The following is a 14923-nucleotide window of genomic DNA, read 5'->3' on the forward strand; positions in this document are numbered from 1 at the left end:
GGAACCGAAACGACGGTTCCGGGCCCTTCGTAGTGCATACAGACGCGCGGTTACTGCCCTGCTAGCCGCCGGGCGGGTCCTGAATGTCTCCGAGCATCCGCGCAAGGCCGGTTGTCGACTCCTCGGCGCACGACAGAACAACGGAGAGTTTACTGAGCGTTGCTCCCTCTGGGCGCTTCGTGTAGGACCACGATTGACCGGCCCGCCACAAGGACTCGAAGAATTCCGTGCGGGCCGAGTCGTCCTCGGCGAGCGCTCTGTCGGCGGATTCGATGATCAGGATGTGGTGATCGGAGGAGAGCCATCGGAGGTCGCGCAAGCAGTCATAGAAAGCGTCCCAGTTCCAGCCGAAATAGTCGGGGAACTTCAGCACTTCCCAAAAATGCTGGAAGGCCGACGTCTCGTCGGGCATCTCACGGCCATCGAGGCGTGCCACATAGGTGCTGCCCGATGCGGGCAGGAGCTCGTCGACTGGTATGCCACCGCCCGCCGTGATGATGTGCATCCAAGGGGACAGGTGAATCGACTCTGCTTCTTCTCTCATTACCTTGCCCATCGAGGACTTTGGCCCACAATGTACGTCTGATAGTGGGTCGGAGTGTAGTAGGCGGAGCCGTCGCTGCCGAAGACCCAGCGTTCGCCGCCTGGTTTGGGGTTATCCGCTGCCGGATATGTTCCATATTCTTGATAGGTGATCGGCTCCCCTGAGGGCTCGTGCGTGGGAAGGCGATAGCCGTCGTTCTTTCCACTGTTCTCGAACGGCTCGGTCCACCACTTCGGGCCGTGGAAATCGGGACCGCCCCACCAACCCATGTTGTACTTCTCCATGTCCCGAAGCACTTCCCACGACTCAGCTGGGATGGATCCCGGCACCCACCCCTTGATCTTGCCGACGTCTCCGAGGATCTCCCCTGGCTTGAAGGTCTTGCAGCCCGACAGCCCCCAAGGGTCCGCCCACGTGTGAGGGTTGGCGATATACGCCGCAGGATTGGGCGCCGGGGACAGGCCCAGGGGGTCAGGGCTGAGATAGCGGGCTGTTTCGGGGTCGTAGTGGCGGAAGTAGTTGTAGTGGAGGCCCGTCTCCGGGTCGAAGTACTGGCCTGGGAAACGGAGCGGCGTGTACGCCGTGCTCGTGGACGCCCAGGTCGTGGTGCCCCAGAGCGAGGTGCGAGTGCGCCAGGCCAGCGTGCCCGAGTCGTCCACTAGTTCTGTGGGAGCGCCGACCAGGTCCGTGACGATGGCGAAGAAGCGCGAATCCATGACCTCTTGGGGCGAGTCCCGGCCCAGGAGACGCTCTCTCTGGATCAGGGGGTGTAGACCCTTGTGGTCCCAGGTGAGGACCAGCGGGTGGGGCAGGTCCGGCGATTCCGCGGTCTGTTCGCAGAGAGTTGTGCCGTCCCAGGTGAACGTGACGTTCTCAACGACCGTCGTGCCGTCGGCGGCGAGGCGCTGTTTGGAGATGCGGCGGCCGAGAGCGTCGTAGGTGAAGCGCCAGACCACCGCGTCCGGGGTGGTCACCGAGCGCATACGGTCCTCGGCGTCCCATTCGTAGCGCCACGTATCTGGCTTGCGCGACAGGCGGGATTTCTGCCGGAGTGTGACGCGGCCCAACGCGTCATGTTCGTATCGGACGTCCCCCGCCCGGGCGATGGTCGTGCCGACATAGGTACGCGGGCCGACGGCCTCCTGGCCGGGGTGAGGCGCAGGCCAGGAAGCGTCTGTCTGGTTGCCCGCCTCGTCGTATGCGTAGCGCTCCGTCCACTCCGCGGCACGGACGGCCGTGACCCTGCCGACCGCGTCCAGCTCGAACGTCTTCCCGCCTGCGAGCTGGTCGTCCAGGCGGATGAGGTTGCCGTCGGCGCGGTAGGTGTAGTCGCGACGTTGGATGCTGCCGCCCGAACCGACGACCTCTTGGGTGGTGAGGCGGCCCAAGGGGTCGTACTGGGACGCCAGGGTCACCGCGTCGCCCATGCGGCGAGCGGTCTCTTGGCCGGCGGCGTCGTGTTCGAATATGAGGGACAGGTCTGACGTGGTGAGCGAGCGCCGTCGTCCCGCCGCGTCGTACGTCCAGGTGCTCACCGCGCCGGTCGGGGTCGTTCGGCCGGTACGACGGCTGAGCTCGTCGTACGAGTACGACACCGTTCGGCCGTTGACGGTCTCGGAGGCGAGGCGGCCGTAGCGATCGCGGAGGCGAGTGGTGGTGGAGTCGGAGCTGACCGCTTCCGCGAGGTGGTCGGCGAAGTCGTACGCGAATGTCGTCTCCGCCCCCGCCGCGACTTTGCGGACGACCCGGCCCAGCTCGTCCCGCTCGTAGTGGATGGTCTGCCCGAGCGTGTTCGTCCGGGAGACGAGCCGACCCGCCGAGTCTCTTCCGTACGTCAGTGTCCGGTTGTCGAAGTCGGTTTCCGAGGTCACCCGGCCTACCGGGTCGTACACATAGTCCCAGGTCAGCCCCTGGGGGTTGGTGACGTGAACGAGGTTGAGGCGTGCGTCGTGGTGGAACTCGTAGCGGGCCCCGTCCGGCCCGGTCCGGGCAGTCAGCAGGTCGAAGTCCGTGTACTCGAAGGTAGTGGCGCCGCCCATGGCGTCGACGTGGCGGACACAGTTGCCTTCGCCGTCATAGGCCCATGACTGCTCGCTGCCGTCCCCCTCGACGCGTCGAGCGAGCTTTCCCTCGACCGTCCACTCCAGGCGCGTGACGGTACCGAGGGGGTCGCTGATCGACACGGGGCGGCCGAAGGCGTCGCGTGCGCAGCGCGTGGTCGCCCCCAACGGATCCGTCACGGCCAAAGAGAGACCGGCGCTGTTGCTGACAACCGTCGTGGTGTGCCCGAGCGCGTCTGTCACGGCCGTGATGTTGCCGATCTCGTCGTACGAGAAGTGAGTGGTCGCTCCGGACGGCTCCGTCACCGACGTGCGGTTGCCGCGCTCGTCGAAGGTCTGGCGCGTGACGTTGCCGTCGGTGCCGACGATGCGTGTCGGGAGCCCGAGTTCGTTGTACTCGGCCCGCGTCTGTCGGCCGTCCGGGCGTTCCAGGGCCGTCATGTGGCCGTGCTCGTCATAGGTGGCGCGGCTGGTGTGGCCCAGCGGATCCGTGCGGGACAGCAGGCGGTGGTGACGGTCGTACGTGGAGCGGGTGACCGCGCCCGTCGCGTCGATCTCGGCGACGACCTGTGCGCGGTCGTTGATCAGATGACGTTCGGTGTGGCCCATGCCGTTGGTGAGGGTGGTCAGGCGGAGCCCGGTCGTCGGGTCGGTGTCGACCCAGGTGAACGTCGCTTCGAGGTGTCCGTTGCCGCCGGCTTGGTAGGTACAGCGGTCCTGGTCGTCGTAGACGTAGGCGTAGTGACTGCCGTTGGTGTCGGTCCACGAGGTGATCCGGCCGTGCTCGTCGCAGCCGAAGCGCAGCGGGCGGCCGGAGGAGTTGGTGACGGCGGTCAGGTGGCCGTCGGTGTAGCCGTAGCGCAGGATCTCCTGGTCGGATCCGTCCGCCGCCGCCCCGGCCAGGTGGAGGGCGGTCACCCGGCCTTCGCTCGTGGTGAGCTTCAGGTGGTAGCCGCCGTGGTGGACGATCGACGTCGGGGCGCCCGCCTCGTCGTGCTCGAAGGCGATCCAGCGGCCGTTGCGGTCGTCGATCTGGGCCAGGAGGGCGAGTTCGGCGCTGTGGTCGACGAAGTGCCAGACCTTGCCCGTGCCGGGGTCGGTGATCGTGTAGCCGTCGCCGATCCGGTCCAGGGGCCACTGCCGGCCGTGCGTGGGCATGACGGGGACGCCGGGGGCGGGGTGCGGGTAGGCGAGCAGGCTGCCTTCGTCACAGCTGAAGACCACGCCCTGGGAGTCGATCTCCAGCCGCTGGTCGACCGTTGACGACCACGCCGGGCCGAACCAGCGTCCCGAGCGGCGCGAGGAGTCGAAGGTGCGTCGGAAGACGAGCGGGAGTGAGCCGGGCAGGGCGATGTCCGTCTGGGGCAGCAGCATCCGGCCCGTCGCGATGTCGATCGGGTCGTTCTTGCACGCCGTGTCGCCACACGTCTTGCCGCTGGTGGACGGGTCCTTCTCGTGGTCCGCGCGGCTTCCGCCCGGCTTGTCCCCGTCCGAGCGGAGCTTGCCTCCTGGCGGGCGCTTGGCCGTGTCCAGGCCGGCACGCAGACCGCCCTTGACGACCCCGCCGCCCTTCGTGCCGAGCACCTCGGGGAGCAGGCGGCCGATGAACTCCGACGGGTCTCCCTTCGCCGCGTCCCAGGCGTTCTTCAGCGCCCGGTCCGGGTTCGCGACCGTGGACACCAGGCCGGCGAGCGTCATGTTGACGCCCTTGTAGTACTCCGCCGGGTGGGTCAGGTTGTACGGGTCGGTCGGGTTGACCGAGCGGACGAAGTTGACCAGGCCCGCCGTGCCCTTGACGACGCCACCGCCGAAGTGGGCCAGCTCGATGCCCTGGCCCACGCCGTAGTCCATCAGTTCGAGCTTGGCCCGCTCGCGGCCCGTCGGCTCCTTGGGCGCGTGGGCCAGAGCGGCCCGCACCGCGGCCTTGGCGGTCTCGCCCGCCTCGTTCCGGGCCCGACGGGCGTCGTCGAGGATCTCCCGCGCCTGCTGCCGCTTGGCCCCACCGGGGTCGGAGAACTTCCCCGGGTGGGGCAGCGGGCTGTCCCCGGTGCGGGCCGCGTTGTAGGCGTCGACCTTCTTGTTGTACGCGTCGACGGCCGTCCTGGAGTCCTTGTCGCCCTCCTTGTACAGCGCGATCGCCTCACGCGCCTTGCCCTGCGCGCTCACGACGGCCTTGGAGTACGTCTCCAGTGCCGTGGCCGCGTCCTCCATCGCGTCAGCGGCATGCAGCCAGTCGGTCGGCAGCGTCTGGAACTTCTCCCGGAAGGCGTTCGCCGCCTCGCCCTTCCAGTGGGCGGAGTCGAGCTTCTTCATCCCGCCGCCGACGAGGTCGAACGCTCGATGGAAGTCCCGCAGGTTCTGCACCGCGGCGGCGATCTTCTCCGGCTTGCCGTGGATCAGCTCGTTCGCTTCCTCGGTCTGCCCGAGCTGCTGCTCCCCGACCTCCGCACCGAGAGACGAGGCCGTTTCGTCGCCCCAGTCCTCGACCGCGTCCGCCCAGTCGTGCGCACCGACCCGGTCAAGGCCTTCGCCGGCCTTGTCCGTGACGTAGTCGACGCCCTCACCGACGAGTTCCTTGCCCTTGTCGACGCCGTCGCCGACCTTGTCTATCCCCTTGTCGACCAGATCGCCCAGGTCCCAGTTCACCATCAGCGGCTCTCCCCCCACCGCGGCTGCTCGGCCTGGTCGATGGTGGCCTGATCGGGATCGAGCGCCTCCTTGAGCTCCTTGTCCATGCCGTCACGCAGCTTCGGGTCCAGCACACCCGAGCGCTCCATCGAGTCGAGCATCGAGTCCTCGACGTCGTACGCGGTGTTCCTCCAGGTCTGCTCGACCTCGCCGTGCGCCTCGGTGAACGACTCGCCGCTCCAGTCCGCGTCGTCCCACATGTGCTGGTCACGGACGGTGTCCCAGCTCATCTGCTTGACCTCGTCCTCGGACAGATGCGGATTGCCGTTGAGCGAGTTCACCCCGATCTTGAACGAGTCCTTGACGTACTGCTCCTGCTCCGCGAACGAACCCGCCGACAGGCCCACTCCCTGCGCAAAACCGTTTCCGCGCGCGGTCAGTGCGCGAACGCCCCACTCCCACCGGTCGCAGAACGACTCGAACTGCGCCGTCAGCCCGCCGTGCCCCAACTCGAGCCCCGACAGGGCCAGGTCGGAGAACCCGCGCCCCGTCGACGCCTGACCGATCATCCCGAGGTCCTTCAGCTCGGAATGGGCCAGATCGATGCCCTTCGCGATCTCCGCCAGCGCGGCCGCCGGCGCCGCGAGCTCAGGCTCACTCCCACTCATCGCGTCCCCGTTCCCCCGAGATCCACCGCCACCTCATCCGGGACGATCCCCGCCACCGGCGGAAAGACCGTCCCGTCCGCACTGCCCGCGTCCAGCGCGACCCCGCCCGGCCCGGGCAGCATCGGCACCATCACATCCAGCAACCGTGCGCCCAGCACCGTCCGGTACGTCCACTCCCGCCCGGCCTCACCCCGTGCCGCCGCGAACCGCGCCAGCGCCTCCTCGTCCGAGAACGCGCAGATCCACCGGACCCCGTTGAAGTCCGAGGTCCACAGGCTTCCGGAGCCGTCGAACGGCACCAGTACCGCCGTACGCCGGAATTCGCCGAGCAACCGCGCAAAGTCGCGGCGCGCCGAGGCGCGTTCCTCGCTCTGCTCCGTGGCCGACCGGGTCCGGCCCGGCGCGGGGGCGGGGGTCGGGCGCGGCGCATCGGCCAATTCGGTGAGTCTCGAAACCCGTTGAGGCTTCGGTAGGTCGTCCCCGTTCTCCGTCACTCACGCATGCTGCCATGCGAGCGTTTCCACGAGCAACGAACAAAGAGTCGATACCGGCCATGTCCCGTGGGTCCCGTGCGCCGTCCGGCCCGGCGCGGGGGCGGGTACGGCTGTGGCCGCCGGCCCGGCGGTGCGGGGGCGGCGGCCACAGGTGGTGCGGGGTGGTGTCAGGCCTTCTTCGGGTCCTCCAGGCGGGGGAAGAGGACCGCGCCCTTCGTCACCGTCGCGCCCGTCGGGAGCTGGCCCCACTCGCCGGCCGACTGGACCGGCTGCGCGGCCAGCGCGCCCAGGGACGCCTCGGCGCCCAGCGAGTCCCACAGGGCCTGCGAGGTCTCCGGCATGATCGCGTTCAGCAGGACCGCGACGCCCCGGAGGGACTCGGCCGCCGTGTAGAGGATCGTCGCCAGACGGGCGCGGCCCGCCTCCGACTCGTCCTTGGCGACCTTCCACGGCTCCTGCTCCGTGATGTAGCCGTTGACCTGCTTCACGAAGTCGAAGATCGCCAGGATGCCGCCCTGGAAGTCCAGCTCCTCGCCGATCTTCGCGTCCGCGAGCGCGACGGCCTTCGCCAGGCCCTCGTGGACCGCCGTCTCCGCCTCGCCGTCGGCCGTCGCCGCCGGCAGGGCGCCGTCGAAGTACTTGCCGACCATCGCCGCGACACGCGACGCCAGGTTGCCGTAGTCGTTCGCCAGCTCGCTCGTGTAGCGGGCGGTGAAGTCCTCCCACGAGAACGAGCCGTCGCTGCCGAAGGCGATCGCGCGCAGGAAGTACCAGCGGTACGCGTCCACACCGAAGTGCGAGGTCAGGTCCTGCGGCTTGATGCCGGTCAGGTTCGACTTCGACATCTTCTCGCCGCCGACCATCAGCCAGCCGTTCGCCGCCACCTTGCCCGGCACCGGCAGACCCTGCGCCATCAGCATCGCCGGCCAGATCACCGCGTGGAAGCGCAGGATGTCCTTGCCGACCAGGTGCACGTTGGCCGGGAAGGTCTCCGCGAACTTCTCCGGGTTCTCGTTGTAGCCGACCGCCGTCGCGTAGTTCAGCAGCGCGTCGACCCACACGTAGATGACGTGCTTCTCGTCCCACGGCACCGGGACGCCCCAGTCGAACGTCGAGCGCGAGATCGACAGGTCCTGAAGGCCCTGCTTGACGAAGTTCACGACCTCGTTGCGCGCCGACTCCGGCTGGATGAAGCCCGGGTTCGCCTCGTAGAACTCCAGCAGCTTCGGACCGTACTCACTCAGCTTGAAGAAGTAGTTCTCCTCCTTGAGGATCTCCACCGGCTTCTTGTGGATCGGGCACAGCTTCGTGCCATCCTCGGCCTCGATGAGATCGCCCGGGAGCTTGTACTCCTCACAGCCCACGCAGTACGGACCTTCGTACCCGCCCTTGTAGATCTCGTCCTTGTCGTACAGGTCCTGCACGAACTCCTGGACGCGATCCGTGTGCCGCTTCTCCGTCGTACGGATGAAGTCGTCGTTCGCGATGTTCAGGTGCTCCCAGAGGGGCTTCCAGGCCTCCTCGACGAGCTTGTCGCACCAGGCCTGGGGCGTGACGTTGTTCGCCTCGGCCGTGCGCATGATCTTCTGACCGTGCTCGTCCGTGCCGGTGAGGTACCACACCTTCTCGCCGCGCTGACGGTGCCAGCGCGTGAGCACGTCGCCTGCGACGGTCGTGTAGGCGTGGCCCAGGTGAGGAGCGTCGTTGACGTAGTAGATGGGGGTCGAGACGTAGAACGCCTTCGCCCCCTGCTTCTCGGATCCAGTGGCCGCCATGGTCGAAATCCTAACGGCCACTTCAAGATCCACTCACATCGATATGCGGGGGCGGACGGCGGACGGCGGGCGGCGGCCCGGTGCGGGAGCGCGGAGACGTCCGCGAAACGTTGAGCGGCGTAGAAAGAGCCGTGCCCAGCAGCGAGGAAGAGATCATGCGCGTACTTGTCGCCGAGGACGAGGAGGTCCTCGCGGAGCTCCTCGCCACCGGCCTGCGACGGGCGGGCTTCGCCGTCGACACCGTCTACACCGGCGACGCCGCCCTCGCCTACCTGGGCCTGCACGACTACGACGTCGTCGTCCTCGACCGCGACCTGCCCCGCATCCACGGCGACGACGTGGCCCGCGCGCTCGTCGCCCGTTCCGCCCGCACCCGGATCCTGATGCTGACCGCCTCCGCCTCCACCGAGGACCGCGTCGAGGGCCTCGATCTCGGCGCCGACGACTATCTGGGCAAGCCCTTCGAGTTCCCCGAGCTGGTGTCCCGCGTGCGCGCGCTGCGGCGGCGCAGCGCCCGGCCCGTACCGCCGAGGCTCGCGCGGGCGGACGTCGAGATGGACACCGTACGGCGTGAGGTGACACGGGACGGCCGGGCCCTGGACCTGTCGCCGAAGGAGTTCTCCGTCCTCCAGATCCTGCTGGAGGCGGACGGGGCGACGGTCTCCGCCGAGGAGCTCCTGGAGCGGGCCTGGGACGCGCACACCGACCCGTTCACGGGCGCGGTGCGGGTCTGTATGAGCAAGCTGCGCGGGAAGCTCGGCGAGCCGGGGCTGATCAGGACGGTGCAGGGAGTGGGGTACGCGCTGTGAGCGGCGGAGGCCCGCGTACGGGTACGGGCGCGGGGGCCGGTGCGGGTACGGGAATGGGTGCCCGTACGGGTAGGGGAGCGGGTGCGGGTACGGGACTGCTCGGGGCCGGGTCGACCATCCGGACCCGGATCGCGCTCGTCTACGGGGGTGTCTTCGTCGTCCTCGGCGGGTGCCTACTGACGGTGGTGAACCTGCTCTCCCGGGCGGGTACCGAGGGCGAGGCGGCGCAGATCGCGGCGCGGGTGCGGGCGGTGGCGCCGTTCGAGACGGTCACCGCCTACCGGCTGAGCGACGACGTCAGCCGGGCCGCCGGCGAGCAGATGCTCATGTGGTCGTGCCTGGCGCTCGTCGTCATGGCGTTCTGCGCCGTCGCGGTGGGGTGGTGGACGGCGGGGCGCGTGCTGCGGCCGGTGCACGAGATGACCGCACGGGCCCGTCGGCTCTCGGAGCGGAACCTGCACGAGCGCGTGGCGGCGAGCGGGCCGGACGACGAGCTGAAGGAGCTCGGCGACACGATCGACGCGCTGCTCGGGCGGCTGGAGGCGGCCTTCGACAGCCAGCGGCGGTTCATCGCGAACGCCTCGCACGAGCTGCGGACCCCGCTCGCCACGCAGCGCGCCGCGATCCAGATCGGTCTCGACGACTCGACCGAGGTCAAGCAGGTGCTCCTGGACAGCAACCGGCGCAGCGAGCGCCTCATCGACGGGCTGCTGATGCTGGCCAGGAGCGAGCGGGGTCTTGAGGCCCGGGAGGACGTGGAGCTGGGGGCGGTGGTCGCGGAGGAGTGCGAGACGTACGGGGTGGAGTGCGCCCCTGGTGGCGGGGGCGTCGTGCTCGGGAACCGGGTGCTGCTCGGGCAGCTCGTACGGAACCTCGTCGCGAACGGCGTCGCCTACAACGTGCCGGACGGATCGGTGGACGTCCGCGTGGACGGTGGTGTGCTGACCGTCGCCAACACCGGGCCGGTGATCGCGGCCGCCGACGTGGCGGGCCTCTTCGAGCCCTTCCGGCGGGGCGAGGGGCGCGACCGGATGGGGCCGGGGGCGGGGCTCGGCCTGTCGATCGTGCGGTCGATCGCGGCGGCGCACGGGGGGACCGTGGGCGCGGTGGCGCGGGCGGTGGGGGAGGGCGGGGGCCTGGTGGTGACGGTGACGTTGCCGGTCGCCGTCACCACCAGACCCGCCGTCGGTCCCGGTCAGGCCTCCCAGGTGGAGAGCAGCCCGCGGTAGAAGTCGGCGTGGGCGGTCTCGGCGGGGGCCGGGCCGGCGAGGTAGTGGCCGGTACGGGGGGCGGTGAGCTTACGGAGGTAGTCGAAGGCCTTGTTGTCCTCCTCGCCCCACGCGACGAACTGCCAGTGGATCGGGCGCTCGGCGGCCTCGGCGAGCGCCTGCGTGGCGGCCGTCTTCGACTCGGGAGCGCCGTCGGTCTGGAAGACGACGAGGGCGGGGCGGGTGGGGTCGGCCTTCTCGTGGTGGGCGAGGACCTCTTCGACGGCACGGTGGTAGTTCGTACGGCCGAGGCGGCCGAGGCCCGCGTTGATCTCGTCGATGCGGCCGTCGATGCCGGCGGGGCGGAGTTCGGCGGTGCCGTCGATGTCGGTGGAGAAGAAGACGGCGGTGACGGTCGCGTCCTCGGTGAGGTGGGCGGCGAGCGCCACGGTCTGCTCGGCGAGCCGCTGCACGGACCCGTCCTTGAAGTACCCGCGCATGGACCCGGACCGGTCCACCACGAGGTACACGGAGACCCGCGCCCCGACGAGCCCCCGCTCCTCGAGCACCTCTCCGGCGGCGACGTACGCGTCGGTGAGCTGGGGGGCGTCGGTGAGGGTCGGGGGGGAGGTGAGGGTGGTGGTGGTGGGCTTCGGGGCGGGGGCCTCGGGCTCGGCGTCGGCCTGCGGCTCGGCCTTCGCCGCGACGGGCTCGGGAGCGGTGGCCTGCGGCTCGGCCTTCGCCGCGACGGGCTCGGGCTCCTCAGCGACGTCCACGGTCGCCTCTGCCGTCGGGGCCGTCGGGGCCGTCGGGACCGGAGCCTTGGTGGCCTCGTCCACCGGCGCGTCGACGGCGTCGGCCTGCTGGTCGGCCTCGGCCGCCGGGGCCTCCGGAGTGGCGGACTTGGGCTCGCCCGCAACGGCGGCGCCGGCCTTCGGCTTCCTGGTCCGGGGCTTCGGCTTCGCCGCGACCGGCTCGGGCGTGGTGTCGGCCTCGGTGCTGTCGCCCGCCTCGGCCACCTCGGTGGCCTCCGGCTCAGGGGCGTCCACGGCGGCCGAGGGCTCGGCGACAGCCTCGTCCGCGTCGGACGTCTCGGCCACGGCCGCGACGTCGGTCTCGGGCTCCGCCGTGGCCGTACCCGGCTCCGCTTCGGCAGCCACGGCGGCCTCCACGGTGCCTGCCGTCTCGGCCTCGGCCTCAGGCGCCGCCTCCGCGACGTCCGTCGACTTCGCCTCAGCCGCCTCCGGCTCGGACTCGGCGGTAACCGCCTCCGCGCCAGCCGCCTCTGCGGTGACCGGCTCCGCCGCAGCAGCGTCCGCCTTCGCCACGGCAGCCTTCGGCTCCGCCTCGGCGGCTTCGGTCTCCGGTGCCGAAACCTCGGCCTCCGCCTCAACCGCCTCCGCGTTGACCGGCTCCGCGTTGACCGGCTCCGCGTTGACCGGCTCCGCGTTGACCGGCTCCGCCGTACCAGTCTTCGGCTCGGCGGCAGCCGTCTCCGGCTCCGCCGTACCAGTCTTCGGCTCGGCGGCAGCCGTCTCCGGCTCCGCCTTCGCCTCAGCCGCCTTCGCCTCAGCCGCCTCCGTGGCAACCGCCTCCGCGCCCTCAGCCGACGCCTCAGCCTCAGCGGCCCCCGCCGCCTCAGCCGGCGCCGCCTTCGGCTGCGTCCCCGCCGTCCCGGACGCCTCGCCCGCGTCAACCCCGCGCTCGTCAGCCGCCGTTGCCCGTGACGCCGCAGCCGACGCCGCAGCCGACGGCGACGTCGACGACGTCGCCGTCCTGGCCGCCGGGACCTTCGGGTTGTCGAAGGCGGCTGCCACCAGGTCGTCCGCCGCGCGCTGGGCCGCGTCCCGTTCCGCTGCCGTCGGTGCGGGTGCCGACGAGCCCGAGGTCGTCGACGTACCCGCAGAGGTCGTCGTCGAGGGGCCTGAAGCCGTCGACGTACCCGCAGAGGCCGTCGTCGAGGGGCCTGAAGCCGTCGACGTACCCGCAGAGGTCGTCGTCGAGGGGCCTGAAGTCGTCGACGACCCCGCAGAGGCCACCGTCGCCGAGGACGCCGTACCGCCCGACACCGCACCCGACGTGCTCGTCACGTCCTCCCGCGCCGACGAGGGCGCCGCCTGGGACGGGACGGAGGTTGCCGGGGAATCAGCGTGCTGTTCCGCACGGTCGCGTCCGAACACCTTGCGCAGCAAGCTCCGAATGCCCATGGGCGAGGCCTTTCGCATGAGTTGAGTGCGGTGAATGTCCGTACTGGGAGGAATCATCCCTGGCCAGGGCGGACACGTAAGGTTAGCGGCCTCCGGTGTGTCGCCCTCGGTGGCCCGTTATCGACCCTCCGCGCGTCGTGAAACCGCCCCGACCCCGCCCTTCAGGACAGGCCGAAACGGCCTCGCCGCTCCCCCCGTTCCTGCCCATTCATTCGGCGTTCACTTCCGCGCCTCCCCCGTGCAGAGGTGTGCACATAACGTCACCGCCGGACCAATTCCCGACACCATGTCGGGACCAAGGGGCGGCGCGGTTCCGCGCCGGAGGAGGATCAAGTGCGCAAACTGCTGCCGCTGCTGAGCACCAACCCGCACGGAGGCGGCCGTTCCGCCCTCACCTGCCGGTTCCGTTGTGGTGACGCCTGCTTCCACGAGGTGCCCAACACCAGCGACAACGAGTACGTCGGCGACGTCATAGCCGGCGCCCTCTCCCGCCGTTCCATGATGCGCGCCGCCGCCGTCGTGACCGTCGCCACCGCAGCCGGCAGCGCCGTCGTCGGCTCCGGCAGCACGCCCGCCGTCGCCGCCTCCGCGCCGGGCACCGATGCCGCCTCCGCCGTCTCCAAGGGCGTCTTCCGCCCCGACGGCGCCCGTGGCCTGCGCTTCACGCCCGTCGCGCCCAACACCGCCGACAAGGTCACCGTCCCCACCGGCTACGACCAGAACGTCGTCATCCGCTGGGGCGAGCCCATCCTCCGCGGCGCGCCGGCCTTCGACGCCGCCAAGCAGACCGCCGCCGCGCAGGCCGGTCAGTTCGGCTACAACAACGACTTCCTGAGCCTCCTCCCCCTCCCCGGGGAGCGGGACCGTCAGCTCCTGGTCGCCAACCACGAGTACACCGACGAGATCCTGATGTTCAAGGGGTACGACGCCGCCGACCCGACCCGCGAGCAGGTCGAGATCGCCTGGGCCGCGCACGGTCTCTCCGTCGTCGTGGTCCAGGAGGAGCGCCGCTCCGGCAAGCTCACCCCCGTCACCCGGCACACGCTCAACCGCCGCCTCCACACCACCAGCGAGTTCGAGCTGACCGGCCCCGCCGCCGGCTCCGCGCTCCTGAAGACCTCCGCCGACCCGACCGGCCGCAAGGTCCTCGGCACGCTCAACAACTGCGCCGGCGGCACCACCCCCTGGGGCACCACGCTGCACGGCGAGGAGAACTTCAACCAGTACTTCGCCAACGGCTCCACCGCCACCGACAAGCGCTACGGCGTCGGCACCGGCGCCTCCGAGCGCAAGTGGGAGCGGTTCGACAGGCGCTTCGACCTCGCGCAGGAGCCCAACGAGGTCCACCGCCAGGGCTGGGTCGTCGAGCTCGACCCGTACGACCCCGAGTCGACCCCGAGGAAGCGCACCGCGCTCGGCCGCTTCAAGCACGAGGCCGCGCAGCCCCGCCTCACCGAGGACGGCCGCCCCGTCGTCTACATGGGCGACGACGAGCGCTTCGACTACTTCTACAAGTTCGTCTCCTCGAAGCGGATGATGAAGGGCTCCTCGCGGGCCGCCCGCGAGCACAACCTCACCCTGCTCGACGAGGGCACCCTGTACGTCGCCAAGCTGACCGGCGACAGCCCCGCCGCCCAGATCGACGGCACCGGCACGCACCCGGCCGACGGCGAGTTCGACGGCTCCGGCGTCTGGATCCCGCTGGCCACCGGCGACGTCTCGCACGTCGAGGGCATGACCGCCGAGGAGGTGTACGTCTTCACCCGCCTCGCCGGTGACAAGGTCGGCGCCACCAAGATGGACCGCCCTGAGGACGTCGAGCCGTCCCCGCGCACCGGCCGCGTCTACATCGCGCTCACCAACAACACCGACCGCGGCAAGCCCGGCAAGGAGGGCGCGACCGAGGCCAACCCGCGGAACCTGAACAAGCACGGCCAGATCCTGGAGCTCGCCGAGAACTTCGACGACGCGGCGGGCGACGGCTTCGCCTGGCGCCTCTTCCTCGTCGCCGGCGACCCGAAGGACCCGGCCACGTACTTCGCCGGCTTCCCCAAGGAGCGGGTCTCCCCGATCTCCTGCCCGGACAACGTCGCCTTCGACCCGCACGGCAACCTGTGGATCTCCACCGACGGTGCCCAGCTCGGCTCGCACGACGGCCTGTTCGGTGTCGCCACGCAGGGCGAGCGGCGCGGTGAGCTCAAGCAGTTCCTGACCGTCCCCAAGGGCGCGGAGACCTGCGGGCCGATCATCCAGGACCGTCGTGTCATCGTCGCGGTCCAGCACCCGGGCGAGCTCGACGGCGCCTCCGTCGAGAACCCGAAGTCGGAGTGGCCCGACGGACCCGGCAAGATCGTCCGTCCGGCGGTCGTCTCCGTCTGGCGCCGCGACGGTCGCGACATCGGCGTCTGAACCGCCGGGTGAGCCGTGGGGGGGGGGGGGGGGGGCCCCCCCCCCCCCCCCCCCCCCCCCCCCCCCCCCCCCCCCCCCCCCCCCCCGGGGGCCGCCCCCCCCCCCCCCCCCCCGCCCCCCC

General features: G+C 70.5%; 10 protein-coding genes. 4 read left to right on the plus strand and 6 right to left on the minus strand.

The window, feature by feature from the left end:
• Positions 1-61 precede the first annotated feature (61 nt).
• From ACIPPS_RS20530 to metG, 5 genes are all read right to left on the minus strand, one after another.
• The gene (locus ACIPPS_RS20530; RefSeq protein ID WP_401433890.1) at positions 62-556 is read right to left on the minus strand and encodes a barstar family protein; all 495 of its coding nucleotides are present in this window, start codon (positions 554-556) and stop codon (positions 62-64) included.
• Positions 544-5253, minus strand: a complete 4710-nt coding sequence (locus ACIPPS_RS20535; RefSeq protein ID WP_401433893.1) for a putative T7SS-secreted protein — start codon at positions 5251-5253, stop codon at positions 544-546. The genes ACIPPS_RS20530 and ACIPPS_RS20535 overlap by 13 nt, the downstream gene beginning before the upstream one ends.
• Complete coding sequence (locus ACIPPS_RS20540) at positions 5253-5900, minus strand: hypothetical protein (RefSeq protein WP_401433896.1); 648 nt, start codon at positions 5898-5900, stop codon at positions 5253-5255. Before ACIPPS_RS20540 ends, ACIPPS_RS20535 begins: the two co-directional genes overlap by 1 nt.
• A complete protein-coding gene (locus tag ACIPPS_RS20545) occupies positions 5897-6394 on the minus strand; it encodes an SseB family protein (protein ID WP_401433899.1) in 498 nt (165 codons plus the stop codon). Before ACIPPS_RS20545 ends, ACIPPS_RS20540 begins: the two co-directional genes overlap by 4 nt.
• Positions 6395-6561: 167 nt before the next feature.
• Positions 6562-8169 carry a methionine--tRNA ligase gene (metG, locus tag ACIPPS_RS20550; RefSeq protein ID WP_401433902.1) on the minus strand — a complete coding sequence of 536 codons (1608 nt, stop codon included), beginning with the start codon at positions 8167-8169 and terminating at the stop codon, positions 6562-6564.
• Positions 8170-8324: 155 nt separating this feature from the next.
• Here metG and ACIPPS_RS20555 point away from each other — a divergent pair, with 155 nt between their 5' ends.
• Positions 8325-8978: a response regulator transcription factor gene (locus ACIPPS_RS20555; protein WP_401433905.1), complete on the plus strand. Its 654-nt coding sequence runs from the start codon at positions 8325-8327 to the stop codon at positions 8976-8978.
• Positions 8979-9031: 53 nt separating this feature from the next.
• A complete protein-coding gene (locus ACIPPS_RS20560; protein WP_401434645.1) occupies positions 9032-10207 on the plus strand; it encodes a sensor histidine kinase in 1176 nt (391 codons plus the stop codon).
• Here ACIPPS_RS20560 and ACIPPS_RS20565 read toward each other — a convergent pair.
• On the minus strand, positions 10174-12003 hold the full coding sequence (locus ACIPPS_RS20565) for a VWA domain-containing protein (protein ID WP_401433908.1): 1830 nt from the start codon (positions 12001-12003) through the stop codon (positions 10174-10176). The genes ACIPPS_RS20560 and ACIPPS_RS20565 overlap by 34 nt on opposite strands.
• Here ACIPPS_RS20565 and ACIPPS_RS20570 point away from each other — a divergent pair.
• Together ACIPPS_RS20570 and ACIPPS_RS20575 are read left to right on the plus strand one after the other, a co-directional pair.
• Positions 11984-12418: a hypothetical protein gene (locus tag ACIPPS_RS20570; RefSeq protein ID WP_401433911.1), complete on the plus strand. Its 435-nt coding sequence runs from the start codon at positions 11984-11986 to the stop codon at positions 12416-12418. The genes ACIPPS_RS20565 and ACIPPS_RS20570 overlap by 20 nt on opposite strands.
• A gap of 308 nt (positions 12419-12726) precedes the next feature.
• Positions 12727-14802, plus strand: coding sequence for a PhoX family protein (locus ACIPPS_RS20575; protein WP_401433914.1), 2076 nt, complete (start codon positions 12727-12729; stop codon positions 14800-14802).
• The last annotated feature ends 121 nt before the right edge of the window (positions 14803-14923 follow it).

The organism is Streptomyces sp. NPDC090127 (assembly GCF_044746945.1).
GTDB lineage: Bacteria > Actinomycetota > Actinomycetes > Streptomycetales > Streptomycetaceae > Streptomyces.

Bases quoted from the DNA above. Each gene is read 5' to 3' on its own strand.
- ACIPPS_RS20530 (WP_401433890.1), bottom strand. From the start codon at position 556: ATGGGCAAGGTAATGAGAGAAGAAGCAGAGTCGATTCACCTGTCCCCT.
- ACIPPS_RS20535 (WP_401433893.1), bottom strand. From the start codon at position 5,253: ATGGTGAACTGGGACCTGGGCGATCTGGTCGACAAGGGGATAGACAAG.
- ACIPPS_RS20540 (WP_401433896.1), bottom strand. From the start codon at position 5,900: ATGAGTGGGAGTGAGCCTGAGCTCGCGGCGCCGGCGGCCGCGCTGGCG.
- metG (WP_401433902.1), bottom strand. From the start codon at position 8,169: ATGGCGGCCACTGGATCCGAGAAGCAGGGGGCGAAGGCGTTCTACGTC.
- ACIPPS_RS20555 (WP_401433905.1), top strand. From the start codon at position 8,325: ATGCGCGTACTTGTCGCCGAGGACGAGGAGGTCCTCGCGGAGCTCCTC.
- ACIPPS_RS20560 (WP_401434645.1), top strand. From the start codon at position 9,032: ATGGGTGCCCGTACGGGTAGGGGAGCGGGTGCGGGTACGGGACTGCTC.